At 48.0% G+C, this 21,627-nt stretch carries 23 protein-coding genes; 6 read left to right on the forward strand and 17 right to left on the reverse strand.

All coding sequences use genetic code 11. From position 1 onward, the window contains the following. Nucleotides 1–57: 57 nt before the first annotated feature. Both VPR01S_RS11690 and VPR01S_RS11695 read right to left on the reverse strand, forming a co-directional pair. Nucleotides 58–633 carry a DUF1415 domain-containing protein gene (locus tag VPR01S_RS11690; RefSeq protein WP_021705539.1) on the reverse strand — a complete coding sequence of 192 codons (576 nt, stop codon included), beginning with the start codon at nucleotides 631–633 and terminating at the stop codon, nucleotides 58–60. Between the two features lie 43 nt (nucleotides 634–676). Then, entirely contained in the window at nucleotides 677–1,885 is a 1,209-nt protein-coding gene (locus VPR01S_RS11695; RefSeq protein WP_021705540.1) for an MFS transporter, read from the reverse strand. A gap of 106 nt (nucleotides 1,886–1,991) precedes the next feature. Between VPR01S_RS11695 and VPR01S_RS11700 the strand changes: the two genes are divergently transcribed. Together VPR01S_RS11700 and VPR01S_RS11705 are read left to right on the forward strand one after the other, a co-directional pair. After that, nucleotides 1,992–2,861 (forward strand): LysR family transcriptional regulator, encoded by an 870-nt coding sequence (locus VPR01S_RS11700; RefSeq protein WP_021705541.1) that lies wholly within the window; start codon nucleotides 1,992–1,994, stop codon nucleotides 2,859–2,861. Nucleotides 2,862–3,086: 225 nt separating this feature from the next. Further along, a complete protein-coding gene (locus VPR01S_RS11705; protein ID WP_021705542.1) occupies nucleotides 3,087–4,031 on the forward strand; it encodes an OmpA family protein in 945 nt (314 codons plus the stop codon). Nucleotides 4,032–4,102: 71 nt separating this feature from the next. Here the strand turns inward: VPR01S_RS11705 and VPR01S_RS11710 are convergent, their stop codons facing one another. After that, a complete protein-coding gene (locus VPR01S_RS11710; RefSeq protein WP_021705543.1) occupies nucleotides 4,103–4,333 on the reverse strand; it encodes a glutaredoxin family protein in 231 nt (76 codons plus the stop codon). Between the two features lie 156 nt (nucleotides 4,334–4,489). On the opposite strand from VPR01S_RS11710, the gene VPR01S_RS11715 reads away from it, so the two are divergent. Further along, complete coding sequence (locus VPR01S_RS11715; RefSeq protein WP_021705544.1) at nucleotides 4,490–4,990, forward strand: M48 metallopeptidase family protein; 501 nt, start codon at nucleotides 4,490–4,492, stop codon at nucleotides 4,988–4,990. Between the two features lie 6 nt (nucleotides 4,991–4,996). Beyond that, on the forward strand, nucleotides 4,997–6,064 hold the full coding sequence (gene rlmF / locus VPR01S_RS11720) for a 23S rRNA (adenine(1618)-N(6))-methyltransferase RlmF (protein WP_021705545.1): 1,068 nt from the start codon (nucleotides 4,997–4,999) through the stop codon (nucleotides 6,062–6,064). Between the two features lie 25 nt (nucleotides 6,065–6,089). On the opposite strand, the gene pilW is transcribed toward rlmF, so the two are convergent. Together pilW and metA are read right to left on the reverse strand one after the other, a co-directional pair. Further along, the gene (pilW, locus tag VPR01S_RS11725) at nucleotides 6,090–6,806 is read right to left on the reverse strand and encodes a type IV pilus biogenesis/stability protein PilW (protein ID WP_021705546.1); all 717 of its coding nucleotides are present in this window, start codon (nucleotides 6,804–6,806) and stop codon (nucleotides 6,090–6,092) included. A gap of 140 nt (nucleotides 6,807–6,946) precedes the next feature. Continuing rightward, nucleotides 6,947–7,891: a homoserine O-acetyltransferase MetA gene (metA, locus tag VPR01S_RS11730; RefSeq protein WP_021705547.1), complete on the reverse strand. Its 945-nt coding sequence runs from the start codon at nucleotides 7,889–7,891 to the stop codon at nucleotides 6,947–6,949. Between the two features lie 130 nt (nucleotides 7,892–8,021). Here metA and VPR01S_RS11735 point away from each other — a divergent pair, with 130 nt between their 5' ends. Next, on the forward strand, nucleotides 8,022–8,414 hold the full coding sequence (locus VPR01S_RS11735; RefSeq protein ID WP_021705548.1) for an AAA family ATPase: 393 nt from the start codon (nucleotides 8,022–8,024) through the stop codon (nucleotides 8,412–8,414). Beyond that, nucleotides 8,393–8,815, forward strand: coding sequence for a DUF3859 domain-containing protein (locus VPR01S_RS11740; RefSeq protein ID WP_040902628.1), 423 nt, complete (start codon nucleotides 8,393–8,395; stop codon nucleotides 8,813–8,815). Before VPR01S_RS11735 ends, VPR01S_RS11740 begins: the two co-directional genes overlap by 22 nt. 15 nt (nucleotides 8,816–8,830) lie before the next feature. On the opposite strand, the gene VPR01S_RS11745 is transcribed toward VPR01S_RS11740, so the two are convergent. The 12 genes from VPR01S_RS11745 to VPR01S_RS11800 form a co-directional block, all read right to left on the reverse strand. Beyond that, on the reverse strand, nucleotides 8,831–10,345 hold the full coding sequence (locus tag VPR01S_RS11745) for an EAL domain-containing protein (RefSeq protein ID WP_021705550.1): 1,515 nt from the start codon (nucleotides 10,343–10,345) through the stop codon (nucleotides 8,831–8,833). Between the two features lie 142 nt (nucleotides 10,346–10,487). Continuing rightward, complete coding sequence (locus VPR01S_RS11750) at nucleotides 10,488–11,627, reverse strand: ABC transporter permease (RefSeq protein WP_021705551.1); 1,140 nt, start codon at nucleotides 11,625–11,627, stop codon at nucleotides 10,488–10,490. Next, entirely contained in the window at nucleotides 11,624–12,778 is a 1,155-nt protein-coding gene (locus tag VPR01S_RS11755) for an ABC transporter permease (protein WP_021705552.1), read from the reverse strand. Before VPR01S_RS11755 ends, VPR01S_RS11750 begins: the two co-directional genes overlap by 4 nt. 1 nt (nucleotide 12,779) lies before the next feature. Next, on the reverse strand, nucleotides 12,780–13,754 hold the full coding sequence (locus VPR01S_RS11760; protein WP_021705553.1) for an HlyD family secretion protein: 975 nt from the start codon (nucleotides 13,752–13,754) through the stop codon (nucleotides 12,780–12,782). Between the two features lie 7 nt (nucleotides 13,755–13,761). Then, on the reverse strand, nucleotides 13,762–15,177 hold the full coding sequence (locus VPR01S_RS11765) for a TolC family protein (RefSeq protein WP_021705554.1): 1,416 nt from the start codon (nucleotides 15,175–15,177) through the stop codon (nucleotides 13,762–13,764). Nucleotides 15,178–15,353: 176 nt separating this feature from the next. Next, nucleotides 15,354–15,797, reverse strand: coding sequence for a hypothetical protein (locus VPR01S_RS11770; protein WP_021705555.1), 444 nt, complete (start codon nucleotides 15,795–15,797; stop codon nucleotides 15,354–15,356). Between the two features lie 25 nt (nucleotides 15,798–15,822). Then, nucleotides 15,823–16,266 (reverse strand): hypothetical protein, encoded by a 444-nt coding sequence (locus VPR01S_RS11775; RefSeq protein WP_021705556.1) that lies wholly within the window; start codon nucleotides 16,264–16,266, stop codon nucleotides 15,823–15,825. A gap of 83 nt (nucleotides 16,267–16,349) precedes the next feature. After that, on the reverse strand, nucleotides 16,350–16,778 hold the full coding sequence (locus VPR01S_RS11780) for a hypothetical protein (RefSeq protein WP_021705557.1): 429 nt from the start codon (nucleotides 16,776–16,778) through the stop codon (nucleotides 16,350–16,352). Beyond that, nucleotides 16,771–17,841 carry a hypothetical protein gene (locus VPR01S_RS11785; protein ID WP_021705558.1) on the reverse strand — a complete coding sequence of 357 codons (1,071 nt, stop codon included), beginning with the start codon at nucleotides 17,839–17,841 and terminating at the stop codon, nucleotides 16,771–16,773. Before VPR01S_RS11785 ends, VPR01S_RS11780 begins: the two co-directional genes overlap by 8 nt. Before the next feature lie 509 nt (nucleotides 17,842–18,350). Continuing rightward, nucleotides 18,351–19,877 (reverse strand): tripartite tricarboxylate transporter permease, encoded by a 1,527-nt coding sequence (locus VPR01S_RS11790; RefSeq protein ID WP_021705559.1) that lies wholly within the window; start codon nucleotides 19,875–19,877, stop codon nucleotides 18,351–18,353. A 21-nt stretch (nucleotides 19,878–19,898) separates the two neighbouring features. Beyond that, the gene (locus VPR01S_RS11795) at nucleotides 19,899–20,411 is read right to left on the reverse strand and encodes a tripartite tricarboxylate transporter TctB family protein (RefSeq protein WP_040902629.1); all 513 of its coding nucleotides are present in this window, start codon (nucleotides 20,409–20,411) and stop codon (nucleotides 19,899–19,901) included. A gap of 205 nt (nucleotides 20,412–20,616) precedes the next feature. Beyond that, nucleotides 20,617–21,588 carry a tripartite tricarboxylate transporter substrate binding protein gene (locus VPR01S_RS11800; RefSeq protein WP_021705561.1) on the reverse strand — a complete coding sequence of 324 codons (972 nt, stop codon included), beginning with the start codon at nucleotides 21,586–21,588 and terminating at the stop codon, nucleotides 20,617–20,619. Between the last annotated feature and the right edge of the window lie 39 nt (nucleotides 21,589–21,627).

Below are 21,627 nucleotides of genomic sequence, written 5' to 3' on the forward strand. Positions count from 1 at the left end.
CCCGGTCCATTGTGGTCAAAATGATGGGCCAATCTTACCAGACCCCCTGTCTTGCGGCTATCTCAGAGAGCCAAATAGGTACGGGAAGAGCCGTTTGCGTTCCGCGTCGGTTAAGTTTTGTACCCGGGCGATATTGGTCTCCGGAATGGCTTCCGGGTTGGGGTAGTGTTTCAGAACTCGTTCCATGCTCTCCTCGCGAATCAGGTGAAAGATTGGATAAGGGGAACGGTTAGTCAGGTTTTCGGCATCGTCTGGTGCTGTTCCGGCGAAGCAGTAGTCAGGATGGAAGGTCGCGACCTGGTAAACGCCTTCGCGGTCATGTTGGCGAATCAGTGCCTCGACCCAATCAATAAATAAGTTGTACTCAAAGAAGTCTGCAAGCATGTGTGGCGCGACGACCAAGGTTGTTTCCAGCGCGTCGGGTTCGGTTTCGTCCAGTTCAATGATTTGGTCAAGGATATCCTGTAGCAGGTCTTCATCCTGGCTTGCTGAGCTGACGAAGATCTTAATTTGCTTGTTGCGTTGAGGTTTGGCGGCAAACGGACATAAGTTTAACCCGATCACCACCTCTGTTAACCACTGCTCGACCTGCTGAGCTATTGCATTGCTGTCGGCTGATTGGAGTTCTGACATGACTACACGTATTTGAGTTGAACAAGCGGCTGAGTGTACCAGATTACGCCGTCACTTGGTGTTGGTTTTGTTCACCAGCCGATTGGCGCTTGGATAACGCATAACAGAGCGAAAAAATACAGACGTACAGCAGCATTCCTCCCAGAGACACGCTCAACCAGCCACCATGCTGCCAGCAATAAATCAGGAAGAACCCGCCCAAACTGCCACCAACATAATAGTGCACCAGATACAGGGCCGTTGCGGTCGCTTTTGCTTGAATGGCTTTCTGGCTCACCCAGGCGTAAGCCAGCGTATGGGTGAAGAACGCGCCAAAGCTGATTAGGATTAGACCTAACAACATAAAGGGCAGTTGATCGACCAGCGCCAGCCACATGCCAATCATGCTGAGAATACTGCCTGTCACCATCCCGGGAATGGGCTGGCGGCGCTTAGTCCATTGCCCGGTCAGTTTAGAGCTGATGGTTCCGGATAGATAACAGATAAATATCAACGAGGCCAAGCCAATAGGCAGATTATGTGGTTCACTGACCAGGCGAAAGCCCATCACAGAGTACAGGTTGACAAACAACGCGAAATTGGCACCGCCAATCAACATGGCAAGCCAGATGGTACGGTTAGAGAGATGTTTAACCAAGGCACGGTTATGATGAAAAAACAGACCATGAGTGGGCGTGAAATGTTGCTGAGTGGGTAACAATGACCAGACTGCAACGGCGCCGACAAAACTGAAGGCTGCCATGGCCAACACCGCTTCATGCCAGCCAAATGCTTCTGTGATCATTCCGCCTGCGATCCGTCCACATATACCACCCAGAGAGTTAGCCGCAATATAGCCACCAATCGCCTGACTGAACGCGGCCGGTGACAACTCTTCGACCATATAGGCCACCGCGACGGACGCAAAAGCTGCCAGCGCAACTCCCATCAGCGCACGAGTCATGGCCAGTAACCATAGGCTGTCTGTGAACACCATCAGAACGCCAATTAACGGCATGGCAAACAGCCCGAGTAGCATTATACGCCGGCGCCCGAACGATTCGGAACTGATAGCCCAGGGAACCAGAAACAGCGACAGTGCCAACGTTGAGGCAGCAAATATCCAGTTGACTTGCGTTTCGCTGACGCCAAACTCGACCGCCATGTAGGGCAGCATTGGCTGAAAAACATATAAGTTACAAAAAACCAGAAACGAACCCAGAGCCAGGCTCAAGACAACATGGCGGTATTCACGGCTGCCTAATTCGATCATAAAATGACTCATCACCTCACGTAGAAAACGTGATTAAGTTATCATTTACTTCTGGATTAATTAAATATATTAAAAATATCACAATGATATATTTTTTATATTCACTATGGACAGTCGCCAACTGAAACATTTTGTCGCTGTCGCTGACCACGGACATTTCACCATGGCGGCGAAAGCCCTGCACATAGCTCAGCCTGCACTGAGTATCTCCATTCGCAAGTTTGAAGCTCAATTAGGCGTGGAGCTGTTTCGTCGGCAAGACCGTAAGGTTGAGTTGACCTACGAAGGGAAGGTGCTCTATGAACATGCCAAGCGCATCCTGCAACAATTCGATGACGCTAAACTGGCCATGGATGAACTGATCGGTCTGGAAAAAGGAGAGGTCAGGTTGGGGGCGCCAAGTATGATGGGGTCGTACTTTTTTCCTGAGATTGTTATGGCGTTCAAAAGTCATTACCCGAACCTGAAACTGACCTTGATCGATGCCGGAACACAATCAATACGTCAGATGCTTCTGGACGGTGAGCTGGATATCGGCGTGATCAATAATGCGGATGTGCCGGACGATCTGGAAACGGACCATCTGCTGACGTCGGAAATGGTCGCAGTGGTGGGTCGAGATCATCCATTGGCGGAGCGAGCATCGCTTACCTTTGACGAATTTTTTGAGCACGAGTTAGTGATGTTCAAACCGGGCTACTTTCACCGGGACTTCATTGACGCTGTGTGTGAGAAATATGGGCTGAGCATGAAATTTTCGTTTGAAACCAATTTGTTGCCGATGATACTCAGTATTGTAAAGCACGAATTCGCGATTACGGCATTGCTGGAGCTGGTGACTCAGCACGAAAAGGACGTGGTTGGTATTTCCTTTCAACAGCCCGTTATGCTCGATTTAGCTCTGGCCTGGCGTAAAGACGGATATTTGTCGAAAGCGGACCGTACTTTCATCGAATTCATCAAGCGCTATGTGTGATTCTTGGGTACAGAGTCGGCAGACAGCCAAAAATCAAGAAAGTTCTCATTATTTTTCGAGTTTTTTGGAATGGTACACAATTTGTTTCATTAATTTTAATAAATTCAATTTGTTTCCGCTTTGTCTGGTTTGACTTTTGTTTGTTCCAATCTATGTTCATAAGGTTGCGCAGTGGTAAAAGTGCGTAGCTGGAATGTAATTAGAAAAACAGACTAAGGAATGACAATGAAAAAGCTCGCTGCACTAATTTCAGCGTCAATGTTATTGGCGTCAACGTCTGCAATGGCTGAGTTTTATCTCGGTGCTAAAGCAGGTAAATCTTGGCTGGATGACGCATGTACTTCTACATCCGCATGTGATGACGAAGATGTGACTCTGGGTGTCTTTGGTGGTTACCAGTTCTGGGATTTTCTGTCACTTGAAGCTGGCTACGATCACTTAGGTAAGTTTGATGCTGCTGGTCTTGACGACGATTCCGTTCAGGCGTTCACTCTGGCACCGAAACTCAACCTCTATTTAACCGACTCGTTCTCTGTCTACGGCAAGTTTGGTGGTGCGTACGTCGACTATGGTGACGAAAACGACGCCTCTTATCTGGGTGCGGTCGGTCTGCAACTTGACCCACACAAGAAAGTTGCGGTCCGTCTGGAGTACCAGGTACTGACAGACATCAACAATGATATCGTTCGCGCAGAAGCCAATTCTGCAACACTGGGTGTGGCATTCAAGTTTGGTGCCGAAGAAGAGCCGGTGATGATGGTGGAAGAGGAGATGGTTGTCGAAGAGCCTGTGGTTATGACCAAAACTTACGAAGCGTCGCTACTGGGTTCTGGCCTGTTCGCGCTCAACAGCACCGAGCTAAAACCTGAAAGTGAACAGCACTTGGGTGAGCTGGTGGATTTCCTCAACAAGTATCCTCAAGCCAATGTCGAACTCGTGGGGCATACCGACTCTTCCGGTACGGAAAAGTATAACCAGATGATCTCAGAGAAACGCGCGCAATCTGTTAAAAATGATCTGATGAAGCGTGGTATCTCGGCTAATCGCATCTCTGCCCGCGGTGAAGGGGAGAGCAATCCGGTTGCAGATAACTCGACCAGAGAAGGCCGTGCTAAGAACCGCCGTGTTGATGTGTACGTACCAGAATTTGAGTACACGGTTGAACAGTAAGTCTTTCTTTACTGACATGTAAAATACAGAAGCCCCGATATTCTCGGGGCTTTTGTCGTTTTAACCGTTCGCTATTTGGAGCGGTACATTTTTTCGAAGTTGGCAGGATTCCAACCAATCATAATACGATCGCCAATTTTAAGTACCGGCAGAGAACGGGCGCCGATGGCATCCAGCTCTTTGCGGCCACGCTGCATTTTTGCATTGCAAAGACGATACGGAATGTTTTTTGATTCCAGATAACGTTGAGCATCTTTGCAGTGTGGGCATTTGTCTTTGACGTACAGAACAACACGTTTCATAGCTATACGGGTTTTCGAAAATTTAGCAGGCTAGTGTAGCGAAAACCGACCCGAGACAAAAGCGCTCGCTGGCCATTTCAGTTGTCAACACGGCCGTGCATATCTGATACACTTGCCGCCTTTCATTTCAGGACATGATGGCAGAGTTGGTGAGTCATGCATTCTTCACTTCGTTACGTGCACGGGTACCCGCAGCACATTGTTGAGCAAGTAGAGTCTTTGGTGACATCCGGTAAGTTAGTGCGCTGGTTCGAGCATCGCTACCCAGAAAAACACACTATCAAGAGTGAGAAAGCCCTGCTTGATTACACGATGGCGCTCAAAAATCGTTTTATGAAGAAAGCGGCCCCATTGAGCAAAGTCATTTACGACAGCAAAATTCATCTCATTAACAATGCTCTGGGACTTCATACCTATGCTTCACGAGTGCATGGTGGAAAAATTCGTTCGAAGAATGAAATACGTATTGCCAGTATCTTTAAAGATGCACCAGAACCTCTGTTGAAGATGTTGGTGGTTCATGAGCTGGCCCATCTTAAAGAAAAAGAGCACAACAAAGCATTTTATCAACTTTGTTGTCATATGGAGCCGGATTACCACCAACTCGAACTTGATGCCCGCTTGTTCATGATTTATCAGGAACTGAAAAACCAGTAAACCAATATGACTAAAAAAAATAACCGATCGTTACAGCGTGCAGTCGCCCAAGGAAAGACACAGGCCGAATCCCAAAGCAGCATGGTATTTAAAACGATAAAAGGAAAAGCGGGCTTACACGCCAACAACCCGCACCGGGGACGTTATCCATTTCTGGAACTGGTTAGAGCGCTGCCGGAGCTGAAAGCTCACGTGGTCAAAAATCCAAAAGGTGAGCAAAGTATCGATTTTTCGGATCCGACGGCCGTGAAATGTCTGAACAAGGCACTTTTGGCACACTATTATGGTGTTCAGGCGTGGGATATTCCTCAAGGCTATTTGTGTCCACCGATTCCCGGGCGGGCTGATTACATTCATCGCGCTGCCGAACTGCTGAGCAACGAATGCCCAGGATTAAAGCACAACCAGATTCAGGCGTTGGATATCGGTGTGGGGGCGAACTGCATATATCCGATTGTGGCTTCTGTTGCGTATGGATGGCGTTATGTAGGCAGTGACGTTGATCCGGTATCGGTCAAAAATGCCAATCAGATCGTAGCTAACAATCGTTCTCTTGCTGGCTTAGTGACATGTCGGCTTCAGGAACAGAGTCGTTTTACGTTTCAAGGTATCATCCAACCGGGTGAATATTACGACATTACCACCTGCAATCCGCCGTTTCACAAATCATTGGCGGAAGCGGAGCAAGGGACACAGCGGAAATTACGTAATCTGAATGAAAACCGGGCAAAGCGAGGCCAGTCCTATCAATCTGCAAAACCGGCCAAGGATGCCAACACCGTATTGAATTTTGGTGGTCAGAAAGCTGAACTCTGGTGTCCGGGTGGCGAAGCGTCGTTTATTAAGAACATGGCGTTTGAGAGCCGTGACTTTGGCGCTCAGGTATTGTGGTTTACCAGTTTGCTCTCAAAAAAAGAGAACGTTCGCTGGATGAGAAAAAATCTGGAGAAAGCTGGCGCGGCAGAAGCACGGGTTTATGAAATGAGTCAGGGACAGAAAATCAGTCGCTTTATCGCCTGGACGTTTCAAACGCCGGAGCAAAGAGCGCGTTGGTTTAAAGCCAAGCAAAGATAATGCAAGCGAGCTGCGGCTCGCTTTTTTAATGGCTTAGAGCCAGCAGTTGATTTTGGTAGCTGTTCTTCATTTGGGTGTTGCCCGCTTTTTCTTCGACTTTTATCAGCATTTCCAATGAGGCGCGATGCACGCCCCATTTTTCCTGAAACTGCAACAGGCGTTGTCTGGCATTGGTATAGTCTTTTTGATCGATATCCAACTGGGTTAACTGGAATAGCGCACGAATCCGGTTTGGGTTGTGATCGACGGCCTGCTGGAAATAGTTTTTGGCTTGTGCTTTATCGCCTGACTTTAAGGCGCAAAACGCGGCATTTTCATAAGAAGACGCGACCTGGTAATAGTCCGGCTGGTGGATGGCTTTATTGAAGTAAATATCTGCCAGGTTGTATTTACCATGCTTACACAAAAACGTGCCGTAATTATTCAAAACGTTGCCATTGTGAGGGTGCTGTTTGAGAGCCTGACGATACTGCGCTGCAGCCGATTCTGCTTCACCTACGGCTTCGTAGTAGTAGGCCATGGACAGTTGGGCGCGATAGTAGTCGGGAGCGTGCTTGAGAGCCTGTTCCAGATTCTCACGGGCACGGGGCATGTTGCCCTGATCCAGATAACCCAGCCCTAGGGCTATTCTTGATTCTGACATATCAACAGGGTTAGGTTTAAATTCTGTCTGTTGGTTGTCCGATACCGATATGCACCCCGTGAGGGTCAGCAACAGACAGGCCACAAAACAAAGCCGCATGGTTCACTCCTTTGAAATCACGCTCGTATGATAAGTCAGAGTGACGGATTTCAGTATTCCGGAGCATGACAATGCGATCTGTCTGGCAATATACATGAGATTGCACCGCCAGTTGCTGGCGGTGTAACCAATCCCAACCGTCAGTTCTCGTCCCGAGTAAACTTGTCTTCGCTGAAATGTTCAAGATCGTACGGTGTTTGTTGATAAACGCAGTAGTTCAGCCAGTTAGAGAACAACAAATGCCCGTGACTGCGCCAACTGGCAATTGGCTTATTGTCCGGGTTGTTGTTTGGGTAGTAGTTGATTGGGATCGCCGGTTCCATGCCTTCACCTAAATCGCGGATGTACTCGTTGTGCAGTGTCATGGCATCGTATTCAGGGTGCCCGGTGACAAACACATTGCGCTTGTCTTTCGTGGAGGCGAGATAAACACCGGCAATATCGGACGTGGCCAGAATGTCCAGATCGGTATGTTCATTGAGAAATTCCGGTGAGAAATCAGCGTAGCGGGAGTGTGGTGCTAAAAATGTATCATCAAAGCCGCGCAGAACCGGATGGTGTGGATCGTGAATCTCATGATGGTAAACACCAGACAACTTCTCTTTACGCGTACGTTTGGGCAAGTCGTACAGAAGTTTTAGCCCTGCCTGAGCCGCCCAGCAGACATAAAGGGTTGATGTCACATGCGCTTTAGCCCATGCCATAATGGTCTGAAGGTGCTCCCAGTAGAGAACATCTTCAAACTGAACCAAACCTAGCGGGGCGCCTGTAATGATAAGACCATCGAAATTGCGATTCTTAATGGTTTCAAACTGACGATAGAAGGTGTCCAGATGTTCCGTTGGTGTGTTTTTACTTGGACGATCATCGATTCTCAGCAACTCAACATCCACCTGAAGTGGGGAGTTGGACAACAGACGCAGGAATTGGGTTTCGGTCTCAATCTTCTTTGGCATCAAGTTCAGGATCAGCACCTTAAGTGGACGAATCTCCTGAGTGGATGCACGTGATTCCGCCATAATAAAGATATTCTCGTTGCGCAAAATATCCGTAGCAGGTAATTGATCGGGGATCTTGATCGGCACAGCTTTCTCCCTAAGCTTGTCTTTCTGGACGTCTATACTTCCAAAGTTAACCTAATCAATTTGAGATGTCGATAGCCAATTGACGCATTTTTCCTTAATATCGCCTCTTGATCTTAAGTCTGGACAGCAAATGGCACCAACACTGACATTAATTCGTGGGCTTCCAGGGTCGGGGAAATCGACCTTAGCAAAAACCATGAATGCCCATCATTTCGAAGCCGACATGTATTTCCTCAATGACGAAGGGGAGTATCACTATGATGCTGATCATATTGCGCGAGCTCACCATTGGTGCCAGGCCCAAACCAAACGTTGTCTAGCTGCCGGTCAGGATGTTGTGGTCGCCAATACATTTATCCGGCGCTGGGAAATGCGGGTCTATCAGAAAATGGCGCAAGTTTATGGTGCGCGTCTGGAAGTGATCGAGTGTGATGGCGAATATCAGAATATCCACGGTGTTGATGAACACACTATTAAAGAAATGCGAAAAAGGTGGCAGGCGTGGCAAAGCGATCCCCGATAATTGAAATGACGTCTTACGGAATTTATTCCACATGGGATTCAAAATCTAAGCACCTTCCTAAAATTCAAGAGTTTACGACGCACGTACCAGCAGACATTGATGTCGAGTTCGGGTTTATCGTCAACATCAAAAAAGCCAAAGGGGCCGTCATTCATTACTGTATTGACCACCCGGGTATTTTGAGTAAGAAAGGGGATCCGCTGGCGCCTTTTGAGGGTGAAGAGCATGTCGGCAGCAACGACTGGGACTTCTATCTTGGCGATACTATTTGGGCTCCAGTGAATGACAAACTGGGCCAATGGCAAATGCGTATTGAACTTAACGGTAGAACCATCGCTGAGAAAACGTTCCATCTGGTAGCGAGAGACGAAGGCCAGTTCTGGAAAAAACGCGGCTTTTGATCGGACAGCTCGGATTCACGTGCGTTGATCGATATCCGTAATACAGGCCGATAGTTCGGGCGCCGCTATTGGTTTGGCAAAGTAAAAGCCCTGTAGGAAGTGCACCTTCTGCGCTTTGAGGTAATCGGCCTGCGCTTGCGTTTCTATTCCTTCGGCAATCAGCCGTACCCCCAGTTTGTGCCCCAAATCAATGATGGTGGTCAGCACCATGGCGTTGACGGTATCAATGCCAATTGTGTCAATAAAACACTTGTCGATTTTCAGAAAACTGAAACGTATGTCTTTCAGCACTGACAGGGAGGTGTGCCCGGTACCAAAGTCATCAATTGCAATGGACAAACCTTGGTGGTGAAGGTTATTTACTTCGTTCCGGCTGAGCTCATCGAGCATCTGACGTTCGGTAATTTCAACACAAAGCTCGTATCCCTGCTGCTTGAACTCGCTGTTGTAATAAATCAGAGCATCAATATTATCCGGGTTATGCAGGTAAGACGGCGGAATATTGATCGCCACCTGAATGCCTTTGCTCAGCGGTAACTCGGTCAATTCAGTTAACGCACGTTCAAGAGCGAAATCAGTGATCTCATCCACCAGGTTATGGTATTCAGCAATGGAGATAAAGGTGTCCGGGCCGATCAACCCGAGAGTAGGATGTTTCCAGCGGACGAGGGCTTCCAGCTTGGTCACTTTATTCTGGCTGGCGTCGATGATCGGTTGATACACCAGAAACAACTCGCTACGTTTTAATCCCTTTTTCAAATCATCCAGCAGAGATTCACGATTACGCAGATAGCGTGTGGTGACGAGAAACAGAGCAGAGATCATCAGAGAAACCGGGATACCACTGGCGATAAAGTAGAGGAGCTCCCGGAGAATGAATTCGCGCTTGGCTTCAACCAGCAATGAGTAATCATATTGCTTTGAAGGATATATCAGGTGCAGTGACTCTGAATGAAACGACTGTCCGGCGGGGTAGGTACGTTCCCCAAAACGCGCCCGAATATAACTGAGTTTGTCATTTTCTACCCGACCGATGCGATCGACTAAGTAGCCGCGCTCAACGATGGAAAAAGCGCCGGAGAACTTATCGCCGGGCAGTGTATCAACCACGATCAAAGTACGCTGCGCCGGGTCTTTACTCAGGTCAATTAGATACTCGCCAGAGGTGACGCCGTCACGATGAATGAAGTCGGTGAGGTTATGATCGATTTCTCCCCGTTTTGATGAGCAGACTGCCACCCCGTTTTTTACGATGATCAACTCACGCAGTATGCTCTCAAACAACAGTTCTTCCCGAATCGCTTCGCAGCGGTCAGCGTGCTGTATGGCCCGACGGTTTTCATCTCTCAGTTCAGTAATGACTTCGTCAATCCTGTGAGTGTATGCGTCAGCAATTGTACGCAAATCACGTTGCACGCCAGAGACCGCCAGATAGACCGCTGTTGGGATAACAATCAGCAGAGGGACTAAGATGATCGCCAGAAACGAACGTATCTTAATTTCAGGCTTTCTGTGGGTGTTAGGTTGCATATAGGCGCGCGTGTTGGATTGGATGTTGATATCTTATAGGTTCATCTGCCATCTTAAACCACAATCGGGCCTCAATAGAGACCCGATTCTCAGATATGACTCAAAACTCACCGAACGATGAGTAGGGTCTGACATTGTTGTGTCAACAGACCCATTGTTTTTGACTCTTTCGATAACTGATCAGCGCAATGGCGCCCCACGCAAGTGTCAGCGCCCACAGTTGTGTGTATTCACTGGCAACCTGATGCCAACTCGCGCCCATCTGGTTAAGTTTGAGGTAACCCTGAATCGCGACGGTACTTGGAAACAGGTGCGATACCCAGACAATCGGAGCCGGAATCGCTTCAACCGGCCAGATAAACCCAGCGGCAAACACCAGTGGCATTGAACTGATCAGGACGACCACAGTCACCAGTTCGCGCCGAGGTGTCACTGCGCCGAGCCAGATACCGATAAAGATGGTCGATAACAAGAAGGGCAGCAGCAGAGCCAGCAGTTGGCTGGCTTGAGCAAGTTGGCTGATACCGTGCATCGTAAAGCTGGCACCAAAATAATACATGCTCATGACGTAGTAGATGATGGTCAGCACTAAGGTTCTGGCGGTGATCAACATGGGGGCAGACACCCGGTTCCAGTATCCGTGACCGTATTTCTGTGTTCCCCCCATCAGGCCAGAAGCCATGGCCAGAGTTTGTTGTAGGATCAGGACAAACACCGCGGGCACCACGTAATCCACATAACCGCCGCGTGGGTTAAAAGTCGGCTTCATGTTGAGCTTGACCGGTGCATACTGTTGACTGGCCAGCGACAACGGCTCGCCCTCTAATACCAGCCTCGACACCTTCGCCTGTGCAGACAGGGTGCCGCCAGCTTCGGCCAGACCCTCGACGATGGTGCCATACACCAGAAAGTAGGACGCATCACCGGCGTAGGCGAGCGTTGGGCTGATTCCAAGCAGCAGATCGCGATAAAAATGTTCCGGTATCACCAATATGCCGCTGACCTTGCCCTCTAGAAACGCTTGTTCGGCACTGGCGATGGAGTCATCACGCTGGACAACCTCAACTTGTGATGTGGCGTCTACCATGCGTTCTAGTTGGTAGCTGGTCTGACTCTTATCCAGGTTAACGATACTGATCCGTTGTTGCTGAGGTACCTGTTTGGCATAGGGAAGTGGATAGAGAAACGAATAAAAGACCAGCCCGCCAAATATCGTCAGAACGACGGCAGGGTTCGTAAACAAAGCTTTGCATTCGGCTTTCACCAGTTCAAAGAAACTCATACAGACACTTCCTCCTGGCGCGCTTTCGCGAGATGTTTGCGAACGAACAGCAAAGTCAGCCCGAGCGGTACGACGTATCCCGCCATAGGCAATAGATGGTACAGAGACGTAAGTACGTCGGCGCCATAACTCACCTGTGCTACTTGAACTTCAATATAGTGACTGATGGGCAGCAGACTACGCCAGAACTGAGCGAGGCTGTTCATGTCGGTTGCCGGAAAGGTAATACCCATAAATGCCAGGCTGGGAGCGGTAAACGCGCCGCCAAGACTCAGTGCCCGGGCAGCGTCCAGCGTCATGAAGAAAAAGAAGCTTCCCATGATCATACAAGCTATCACGGTCACAAGCTGCGCCAGAATCAAGGCACTCAGGCTGCCATGCATCGGCCATTCAATCAGTTGATAGAACCAGATGAGAAAAGCCACGCCTTGAGCCAGAAAGAGCGGGACATAGCCAGCCAGAGTTCTGGCGATAGTCGCAAGCGGCCGCTCACTCAGCCACGTGGTCAGGGCGACCGCACGCTGGTTGGCAGCAAGGATCAGTATGGTGCTGGCCACCATACTAATTTGCCACAACGCGGGCACAATGGCGCCGATCAGAAACTGGGCATAGTTTGAGTTTTTATTGAACAGGGCAGTGATCTGAGTACGCACCGGCAATGCCTGACCCATTGCACTGAGCGTGGTGGTGTTGCCTTTAGCCAGATTGCGCATCACATCAACTTTGGCGTTGAATGTGCCCTGAGCGGCAGCAACCGAGGATTTGATCAGCTTACCGACTAAGATGAACTGGCTGTTATAAAAAACAGAAACCTGGGGTGGCATGCTGCGGTATATGTCTTTGTCAAAATTGGCCGGGATAATGACGTAAGCGTACACATCGCCCTGAATTAAGGCCTGACGTGCCTGAGCGACATCCTGAAACTGATAATCAACGCTCATGGCAGACGTTGCGTCATAGTCTCGACTGAGTGTACGGGACAGTGAGCTGTGTGAAAGGTCAACCACACCAATCGGCAAATCTCGGGCAATGCCATGAGAGAAAATCCACCATAGCATGATTGCCAGCATGACCGGCACCCAGGTCAGGCAAGAGAGTAGCCATTTATCCCGTCTAAGCAGTTGCCGTTGGGAGGGAATGTGTAGATTCATCTTACAGACTTACCACGACACTCATGCCCATGCGCAGATTTTTCACTGGCGTGATCGGCCGGGCTTCTACTTCAAAAGTACGTAGGTCAAAACCCTGGGAAGCGTCGGTGGAACGCCAGGTTGCAAAGTCGCCCATCGCGGCAATGTGGCTGACCTTAAAGGTGAGTTCTTTATCCAGCGCCGGCAAATAAGCGGTGAATTCAGTGCCTTTTTCAAAATGCTTCAGTTGATCTTCTCGCACATTCAACACGGCCCATGAGTCTTGTGTATCAATAACCGTCACTACAGGGAATCCCTGTGGTGCAAGTTCGCCACTACGCAGCAAAACTTGCGATACCTCACCATCAAACCAACTGGCAATTTTGGTGTCTTCAGCAATGGCCTGTACTTCAGCCACGGCGCCAGCAGCGGCTTTGGCTTTTTCGGCGGCAGCAGTTTTGATCTCTTCTCGCGCGCCTTCTTTAGCAAGATTGTACATTTGCAGCGCAGCACTCTCTGTGTATTTGGCTGCTTGCCACTGCGTGAGGGCCTCATCGCGTTTTTGTTCCGCCACGACGCCTTCGTTATACAAGTTGTTGATTCGCAGGTAGGTCTTCTCAGCCAGCAGCGCCGCGGCTTTGGCTTTTTGCCACTGATCCTGCGCGGCACGAATCTGTTGTTCGCGCGTGCCGTTTTCTGCTTCTTCCGCCAGAGCGCCAGCGGCTCTCTGGCCCGCCACGGCTTGTTCGAGCTTGGCTTCAATCTCTGGGCTGTGGATGGTGAAGATCAACTGACCTTGTTTAATCTCATCTCCTTTGCGAACCAAAACCTGATCAATACGGCCAGCAACTTTGGAGGAAATGCTGTACTGCTGCGATTCAATTTGCCCCTGAAGGCGTACAGGCTCGGGTTGGTACGCCTGATAAAAACTGTAGCCAATCCACGCAGTCAGAGCGATGGCGGAGACGGCAATAATAGTCGGTTTTACGAGTTTCATTTTCCACCTATTGATTCATTTGACTTGGCTGAATTGCGGATTGTTGGTACTGGTCGAACGCGTTCATTTCGCTTGATAACGCCAGCAACCGGGTAAGGGATAACAAATAATTGAAGCTGGCGGCAGATTGCTGGGTTCGTACACTCGCAAGGTATAGCTCGGCGTCGACCACATCGAGTGAGGTCGACAGCCCTTGTGAGAAAGCTTTCTGGCGCAGTTTGAGGTTTTCCTGAGCCAGTTGGATACTGGAGTTCAGACCTTTGACTTCTTCTTGAGCTTGTTCAGCCTCCAGGTACGTTTTTTTCACCAACACTTTAAGATCCTGCTGAGCCTGAGCTTTAAGGTAGCGAACCTGAGAGACCGCATTATTAGCCGCTTTTACTTGTTCACTCCGGCCAGACGATTCAATCAGAGGAATACTGACACCAACACCGACCAGCCAATCCGGTTTTAATTGACTGGCAAGCGAGTCATCTTCATACAAGTTGTAATCACCGTACAGGTAGACCTCAGGGTAGTACTTCCCTTTTTCCGCTTTGATCAGGCTGCTGGCTTGCTTCTCTTTGGCATCCAGTAAGGAAAGCCCCGGGTAGGTATTTAAGGTTTGATCCACAAATGCGTTCAGTGGCGGTAAGTTGTCGTTGATAAACAATGCGCCACTTGGCTCGACGGTATCGTCCTGATTGAGGATTTGAGTTAGCGCTGCCTGGGCGATATCGAGGTTTTTTTGTGCCTTTTTACGCTCTACCGTCGCTTTGTCTAACGAGGCTTCAGCTTGAAGTCTTTCAACGTGAGCGATTTGGCCTTGTTGTTCTAGTTTAAGCGCATTGTCTCTGTGTCGCGTCAGCCCTTTCTCTACAGCTAAGCGTGTGTCGAGCACATCTTTGGCCAGCAGAACGCTAAAATAGTATTTGCTCAGGTCTTCATAGCGGGCCTGAGTTTCCATCTTCAGTTCACTTTGTGCTTCTTCTTTCCGACCTTCTGCAGCAGATTGCGCGGCTGAGATGCGTCCACCCGTAAAAATTGGCCAGATCGCCCGGATAGAAGAGGTGAAAATCTCTCGTTCAGTGATCGTCGATGTGACGGACCCTAAGTCCGATAGGATAGGGCCTAATATGGGGGCCAGCGTCGGCGGCACATTAATGCTCTCACCTGTGCTGTCAAACAACTGTTTGCCAGAGACTTTAATGTCATCATCAAGTACCGTGTAGTTCGCACCCAACGTGATTTGAGGTAGATTCAGGTTTCCGGTTGCGTTTTGTAGATTCTGGTAGCGCTCAACATTGGAGCGCTGCGCGGCAAGCGAATTGTTTTCCTGCTGAAGAAGTTGCCAGGCCTGATCAAAGCTGATGGCTGCGGCAAACGCAGACGAACTGGCCAGCCACAAGCCTCCGGCGAGCACTGCTAATGGACGAATTTTCATAAAAACCGTTCTGACTCAATATGATTTTTTAGAGTCTATACTCTAAGGTTTTATTCAACAACGATTTTATAATTTAATCCTTAGGTAAGTCTAGGGTTGATTTTAGGATGTAAATTTAATTTAAAATCAATGTGTTATGTTGATATAGGCCAGGTTTGGCTAGGTAGGCCTAATCATTATGTTTTTGGATCCGCTTTATTATTGCCCCTATATACATAAACTTCTTTATCAAGCACCCACTGGAATGTTGTTTTTATATCGACCGTACGTTCAAGTACATATCCGTGGCTCAGTAAGTTTTCGACGATCAATGGTTTGCCAATTATGGCTATCACGACTCCGAATAGAGCCGTGTAGATAGGGATGTAGGTGCCTATGATTTTTTTAGTTTTACTAGATAAGTTGATTTTCTTCCTAATTGGAAGGCTAATTAATCCCAATAGTGCAAGTAGCCATATTGAGGTGAGCAAGGGAAGCACGCCGAAAATATAGCTAACTTCGACTTCATTTTTTGTCAAAAAGACACTCGCGTATAGACTTTCAGCCATTTCATACATTCCAAAAGGAATGATGGTCACTATGACTGCAGATCCAATAACAAACAGTATTTTGTCAACCATTAATTAACCATGGCTTCGTGTACTTTTACTCGTTGTGTTTTTGCTTGAGCTTCGCCAATTCTTGGCATTCATCTGCTGTTGTTGCGTAGGTTGCACTAGAGTAGCGGCGTGATGAGCGGGAAAGGTCTTCACACTGTACATAACCATGTGCTTTACTTTCCAATTGGTACTTCAAAACGCCAGCTAATGCTGGTGATAATACAGCTGCATTAATTAGTATCGAACTTACATAAATACGGTTGAAATGAGATTGACGCCAACTGCCTTTCGTCACTATCGACATGGACAATGCTGAGATGCCAAGAAAAAACACACCAAACATAGCCCACAGTGAGATGAATCCGCGTATCACTACATAGTTTGCATCTTCGTCAAACAACGTACTAAAGTTCTTAACAAGAAAAATAGTGGAGATAACGATGATGCCTACAGAGAGAAAAAATCGGAGTATGCGAATAAAACTGGTCATTGAGCTAACCTTTCAAATTGCTTAATTGCTTAATTGCTTAATTGCTTAATTGCTTAATTGCTTTAGTGAGCTGTGGCAATTTGTCAAAGGCCTGTATTTTTCTTTTCAAGCACGTAGATATCAGTATCTGGTCGCCAAGGAGCAGAAGCTCTAATTGTCTCTTTCAACTGATATCCGTGGTCAATTAAATAATTAACCATCGCTGGTTTTAAGTAGTACCCCATGAGTACGGAGATGATTAAAGCTCCCAATGGCATATACACACCCAACGTTTTTTTTCCTAGGTCAGAAAGGCTTATTTTCCTTTTAGAAAGCAAAGAAAAATTCCCTATGATAACGATGGATATAAGCCAAATAATAATAGGAGATATGGCAAAAAAGTAGCTCACTTCGATGATACTGCTGTTAAGTGAGTACACATTGTAGATATCCTCAAAACTTAGGTACAATCCAAAAGGCAGTCCAAATATACATAATAATGCGCCACATAAATAAGACAGTTTGTTAACCATTGGTTGCACTCTTCAATCCGTTTACAATTTGATCCTCTACTTTAAAGGACTCCCAAAGTTCACCAATTACCCAATCTACACCTACCCATAAAAGAACACCTGCTAAAATGGGCATCGTAATACCAAGCGCAACAGTGAGGCTTAGTAGGTAGGTACTTGAAACTAGAACGGCCATAGCCTTAAATAGGTCACTGCCTACGTTTCCAAACCAATCCACTAAGTGATAATCGTCATTAAACACAAGCTCGTTGGTGTTAATGGCTGCCGATACTATGAGCGTAATAACAGCACCTTGCCTAAAGCCCTTGACGGTATCTTGTGCAAGCGTACCGAGCTGTTTGATTGTTGGGTTCGAGATTAAGTATGGGTGATTTTTCTTAATGTTGAGTCCATTTACCACGGCGTAATGCATTTTCCCGTCATTCCAAAGACTAGAAATAATGATTCGCTCTTTGCCTTTAGTGTCAACATATTGCTTTACAGTGACTCCCAAGCTACCTAACGCTTTTGAAACCTTGGCCGCGGCTACTAGCCCAACACCAATATCAACTTTAGAGTGTATATCCTCTAAGAGCTTCAATGTCTCAGTTCCGACAGTTTCACCTTCTTCATTTTTTTGCTTCCAAAGGTTTAATGCACATCGTGCTGCATCATCGACTGTCAGTATGCAAGTTTGAACGTGTCGTTCCTCCAAATATTTTTTCAAATCTTCTTTGAGGTTTTTATTCCATTCCTGCTCTGTGAAATCGTAGGCGCTTTGACCTGCACTGGTGGAATTCGATGAACTGTTTGAGAGCTTAGAGTATTGAGTTTCACGCTCTTGTCTTAGTTGCTCTATGCGTGCTCGTTGTTCTTGACGCTTTGCTTCCTGTTGCTTTTGTAATGGTGACCTAAGAGGGTTGACATTCATGGCCTGCTTTTCTGGTGACTGAGCATGAAATTGAGAAACTGCCTCATCGTAAGACATTCCCTTATACCCTTCGTCGTTTTCCCAGAAAACAGAATGTGGTGGGGGAAATGGATAACCCATTTCATCATGTTTAGCTGCTCTATCTTTGGTCATTGCTACACTCTACGTATTACAAACTGCAATGGCGTTATTTTAACTCTAAGTCACTTCTTGGTGGGGTAGTAAAAAAGAGCAATTTGCTAGTTATTTTGCCATAAAAAATAATGATGGGATTAATATCACATTTTTCTCAATACTTAGGGATTTTGTACTGATAAACATAATTGCATCTTAGTAGCTTAGGCCTGAATTGAATCTGGCTTTTTATATATAGCTGATCCAGGGAATGAACGTTTGTAGAAGCTGTCCCGCTTCATGCCCAAATTACAGGGTTCTTTACAACCGATACTTAGGATATCTGATCACCTAAAACAGAGTGTTCCATGGTGGTAAAGGGCAACAAGGGTAAAATAATGTGTCCAGATATTTAGACAGTTCCTTTAAGTTCTATCGAAACACGTGACAACGTCCGTATTTGTTTGAGTGTCCTTGAGCGAGGTGAGCTGACAACAAGACTAAAAATTTACCAAAGAAAAAGAGAAAAGGCCCCGGAGGGCCTGAGTTTATTGAGTTACTTTTGTGGGGTTTGACTTTAATTTGCTGATTAGTTTTACCAGTAATGGGCTACTTAAAACCAAGACGGCCAGCACGGTAAACGCCAGTGTGATAGGGCGTTCCCACAGGAAGCTCAGCTCTCCGTCGCTGATCATCAGGGCTCGGCGCAGGTTCTCTTCCATCAGGCCGCCGAGAATGAAGCCGAGTAGCAAAGGTGCGAGCGGGAAATTCGCCAGCCTCAAAGCAATGGCTCCCATGGCAATCAGCAGCATCACGAACACGTCCATAGTATTGAAAGACACCAGATACACGCCTGTGATGGAGAAGAACAGGATCATCGGTAACAGCACTGTTCTGGGGACGGCTAACAGCTTCGAAATATACGGAATCAGTGGCAAGTTGAGGATAACCAGCACGATGTTGCCAAAGTACATGGAGATAATCACAGACCAGAACACATCTGGGTGCTCTACAAACAGGCGGGGACCTGGCTGAATACCATAAGCAATCAGTGCTCCCAACATGATAGCCGTGGTGCCTGAACCCGGAATACCCAGAGTCAGCAATGGGACAAAAGAACCACTGGACGCAGCGTTATTGGCCGATTCCGGAGCCACCAGGCCGCGAATACTGCCTTTACCAAACTCTTCTCGTTTGTCTTTTGGTGCCAGGTTACGCTCCATACCGTAGCTGAGGAAAGCCGCAATGGTGGCACCAGCGCCCGGCAATACACCAGTGAAAAAGCCTAGGATGGAAGAGCGAATCGACACCGGTGCGACTTCTTTGACTTCTTCTTTTGTGACTTTCATGCTGCCGAGGTTACGCATTCTCTCTTGTTCGTCGTCACTGGTATCGGCAGAAGGTTTCAGGATGCCCATGAGCGTCTCGCCCAAAGCGAAGGTCGCCATGGCCAGCAACAGGAAGCTGAAACCGTCCATCAGATCGGTGAGGCCGAAGGTAAAGCGCTCAACGCCAACGCCTTTGTCGATGCCAACGGTTGACAGCATCAGGCCTAAAATGGTCATCATCCACGCTTTGAGCACTTGTCCTTTGCCAGCAAACGCTGCGACAGCCGACAGGCCAAGCAACATCAGAGCGAAGTAGTCTGAGGACTGAAAGCTGAGTGATACACTTGCCAGCGCCGGAGCGGCGACCAACAGCATGATTGCAGACAGCGTACCGCCGGTAAATGAAGAGTAAGCTGCCAGCGCGAGTGCCTTACCGGCCTGACCTTTTTGGGCCATTGGGTAACCATCAAACGCGGTAACAACGGTCGAAGAGCAACCCGGTGCGTTGATCAAAATGGAGGAGGTTGAACCACCAAACACGGCGCCATAGTAGACACCTGCCATCAGGATCAGGCCGGATGACGGGTCGAGTCCGTAGGTCACGGGTATCATCAGAGCAATCGCTGAAATCGGGCCCAGACCTGGCAACATACCAATAAATGTACCGACAAAACAACCGACTATCACCATCAGGATGTTCATCGGCATTACAGCGGTCGAAAGACCTTGCAAAATTCCATCTAACATAATCTTTATCCTTGAGTGAGGTTACCAGGCTGTGAAAATCAGGCCGGGCTCCAGATAAATATCTAACCCCTGAGTCAGTAACAGGTAGAACGCAATTACAAACGGAAATGACGCGCCAAACAGTATTTTCTTGTTGCGTTCGCCGAGCAGGTAAAAGCCTGCCATCAGAAACAGTCCGGTAGCGATAACAAATCCGAGGTACGTCAGGCCCACACCATACGCAGCCATTAGCACCAGAAAGGCGATCAGCAGTTTCCAGTTGAAATCGAGCACCGCGCCGCTTTGTTTGTCAGGCTGGCCAGTGATGAGTAACAAAAGCGATAAACCGATCCCGACAAATGTCAGAATAGTAGGCAGTGTGCGCGCGGTGAAGGGTTCATACTCATCGCCCGGAAAGAGGGGAATCTGATAAGTCTGATAGCCATAACACAGGCATACCAGCAAGAAGATAAGCGCTCCAACACGATCACGGCACAGCAAATACTCCTTGCTGAACTTATTTTGGTTGAGAGAGTTCGTTGGCAGATCCGACATATCCAACTCCAGTTCATTTTACAGGGGAAGAAAAAGGCCGTACGAAGAGGGCTAACCAGTGATGTTCATGGCACGGGTTAACCAAGGTAAGTCATTGCTGCTAGTCAATTGGCTTACTTGTCTATCTTCAATAAACAAAGGAGTGTGTAATGTCTCTTGTACGGCAAAACAGGATAGGGCTGGTGCAAGTCAGCCCTGTTTAGGATTACTGAATAAAGCCGAGCTCGCGCATCAGGTCGCCCATTTGTTTCTCCTGATCTTCCAGGAAGGCGTAGAAGTCTTTATCCGCTTTGTAGTTGTCAATCCAACCGTTGCGGTCACGGACGACTTTCCACTCGTCGGTTTTGTACATCTTGGTCAGTGCAGCGTTCCACTCGTTAATTTTCTCCTGGCTGGCACCCGGAGCGGCAAAGAATCCGCGCCAGTTTGCAAACACGGTTGGGTTGCCATATTCCGCCAGAGTTGGGATGTTTGGCGCGGCCTCAATACGCTTTGGTGCCGTTATCGCCAGCACTTTCACCTGACCGGATTTCGACATTTCCAAAACCTCGCCGAGGCCAGTAGAGAGCAGTTGTGTCTCGCCAGATAGCAGGGCTGCCATCGCTTTACCGCCTGCATCGTAGGCAATGTAACGCACGCTTTTCGGCTCAAAACCTTCGCCTTTGAACGCAGCCGCAACAACCAGATGATCCATGCTGCCTCGGGCTGAGCCACCGGCAACCTTCACTTTACGAGGGTTGTCTTTGAATGCTTTGACAACATCTTCCCATGTCGCGTAAGGGGAGTCTGGAGTTGTGACAATCGCGCCATAATCGGCAACCGTCGCCGCGACAGGCGTTAAATCACGAAAAGATTGTGGGAAAATACCGCTGAGCGAGCGTACGACGATCGGAGTCGAGTTCACCATTAGGGTGTCTTCCTGACGTTGGGCGGTTTCGATTAGGTGTGCAATGGCTTTACCGCCGCCGCCGCCAGATAAGTTCTGGAAGGAGACATTTTCAACGATGTCTTCTTTCACCAACACATCACCAGTACCGCGGGCAGTCATATCCCAACCACCACCAGCGCCCCCAGGGATCAGAAAGTGGATTTTTTCGAGATCAGCAGCAAAAGTGTTTACCGAAAAGGAGGCTGCAATGATCGAAGCGGCCAGAGTAGGTTTGAAGAATTTAAACATGTTCACGTTCCTTATGTAGGCACATCAAATTCATGATCT

The organism is Vibrio proteolyticus NBRC 13287 (assembly GCF_000467125.1).
Lineage (GTDB): Bacteria > Pseudomonadota > Gammaproteobacteria > Enterobacterales > Vibrionaceae > Vibrio > Vibrio proteolyticus.

Excerpts from the sequence above, each read along its gene's own strand:
- VPR01S_RS11690 (WP_021705539.1), bottom strand. The coding sequence starts at position 633 with ATGTCAGAACTCCAATCAGCCGACAGCAATGCAATAGCTCAGCAGGTC.
- VPR01S_RS11695 (WP_021705540.1), bottom strand. The coding sequence starts at position 1,885 with ATGATCGAATTAGGCAGCCGTGAATACCGCCATGTTGTCTTGAGCCTG.
- VPR01S_RS11700 (WP_021705541.1), top strand. The coding sequence starts at position 1,992 with ATGGACAGTCGCCAACTGAAACATTTTGTCGCTGTCGCTGACCACGGA.
- VPR01S_RS11705 (WP_021705542.1), top strand. The coding sequence starts at position 3,087 with ATGAAAAAGCTCGCTGCACTAATTTCAGCGTCAATGTTATTGGCGTCA.
- VPR01S_RS11710 (WP_021705543.1), bottom strand. The coding sequence starts at position 4,333 with ATGAAACGTGTTGTTCTGTACGTCAAAGACAAATGCCCACACTGCAAA.
- VPR01S_RS11715 (WP_021705544.1), top strand. The coding sequence starts at position 4,490 with ATGCATTCTTCACTTCGTTACGTGCACGGGTACCCGCAGCACATTGTT.
- rlmF (WP_021705545.1), top strand. The coding sequence starts at position 4,997 with ATGACTAAAAAAAATAACCGATCGTTACAGCGTGCAGTCGCCCAAGGA.
- pilW (WP_021705546.1), bottom strand. The coding sequence starts at position 6,806 with ATGCGGCTTTGTTTTGTGGCCTGTCTGTTGCTGACCCTCACGGGGTGC.
- VPR01S_RS11735 (WP_021705548.1), top strand. The coding sequence starts at position 8,022 with ATGGCACCAACACTGACATTAATTCGTGGGCTTCCAGGGTCGGGGAAA.
- VPR01S_RS11745 (WP_021705550.1), bottom strand. The coding sequence starts at position 10,345 with ATGCAACCTAACACCCACAGAAAGCCTGAAATTAAGATACGTTCGTTT.
- VPR01S_RS11750 (WP_021705551.1), bottom strand. The coding sequence starts at position 11,627 with ATGAGTTTCTTTGAACTGGTGAAAGCCGAATGCAAAGCTTTGTTTACG.
- VPR01S_RS11755 (WP_021705552.1), bottom strand. The coding sequence starts at position 12,778 with ATGAATCTACACATTCCCTCCCAACGGCAACTGCTTAGACGGGATAAA.
- VPR01S_RS11760 (WP_021705553.1), bottom strand. The coding sequence starts at position 13,754 with ATGAAACTCGTAAAACCGACTATTATTGCCGTCTCCGCCATCGCTCTG.
- VPR01S_RS11765 (WP_021705554.1), bottom strand. The coding sequence starts at position 15,177 with ATGAAAATTCGTCCATTAGCAGTGCTCGCCGGAGGCTTGTGGCTGGCC.
- VPR01S_RS11770 (WP_021705555.1), bottom strand. The coding sequence starts at position 15,797 with ATGGTTGACAAAATACTGTTTGTTATTGGATCTGCAGTCATAGTGACC.
- VPR01S_RS11775 (WP_021705556.1), bottom strand. The coding sequence starts at position 16,266 with ATGACCAGTTTTATTCGCATACTCCGATTTTTTCTCTCTGTAGGCATC.
- VPR01S_RS11780 (WP_021705557.1), bottom strand. The coding sequence starts at position 16,778 with ATGGTTAACAAACTGTCTTATTTATGTGGCGCATTATTATGTATATTT.
- VPR01S_RS11785 (WP_021705558.1), bottom strand. The coding sequence starts at position 17,841 with ATGACCAAAGATAGAGCAGCTAAACATGATGAAATGGGTTATCCATTT.
- VPR01S_RS11790 (WP_021705559.1), bottom strand. The coding sequence starts at position 19,877 with ATGTTAGATGGAATTTTGCAAGGTCTTTCGACCGCTGTAATGCCGATG.
- VPR01S_RS11795 (WP_040902629.1), bottom strand. The coding sequence starts at position 20,411 with ATGTCGGATCTGCCAACGAACTCTCTCAACCAAAATAAGTTCAGCAAG.
- VPR01S_RS11800 (WP_021705561.1), bottom strand. The coding sequence starts at position 21,588 with ATGTTTAAATTCTTCAAACCTACTCTGGCCGCTTCGATCATTGCAGCC.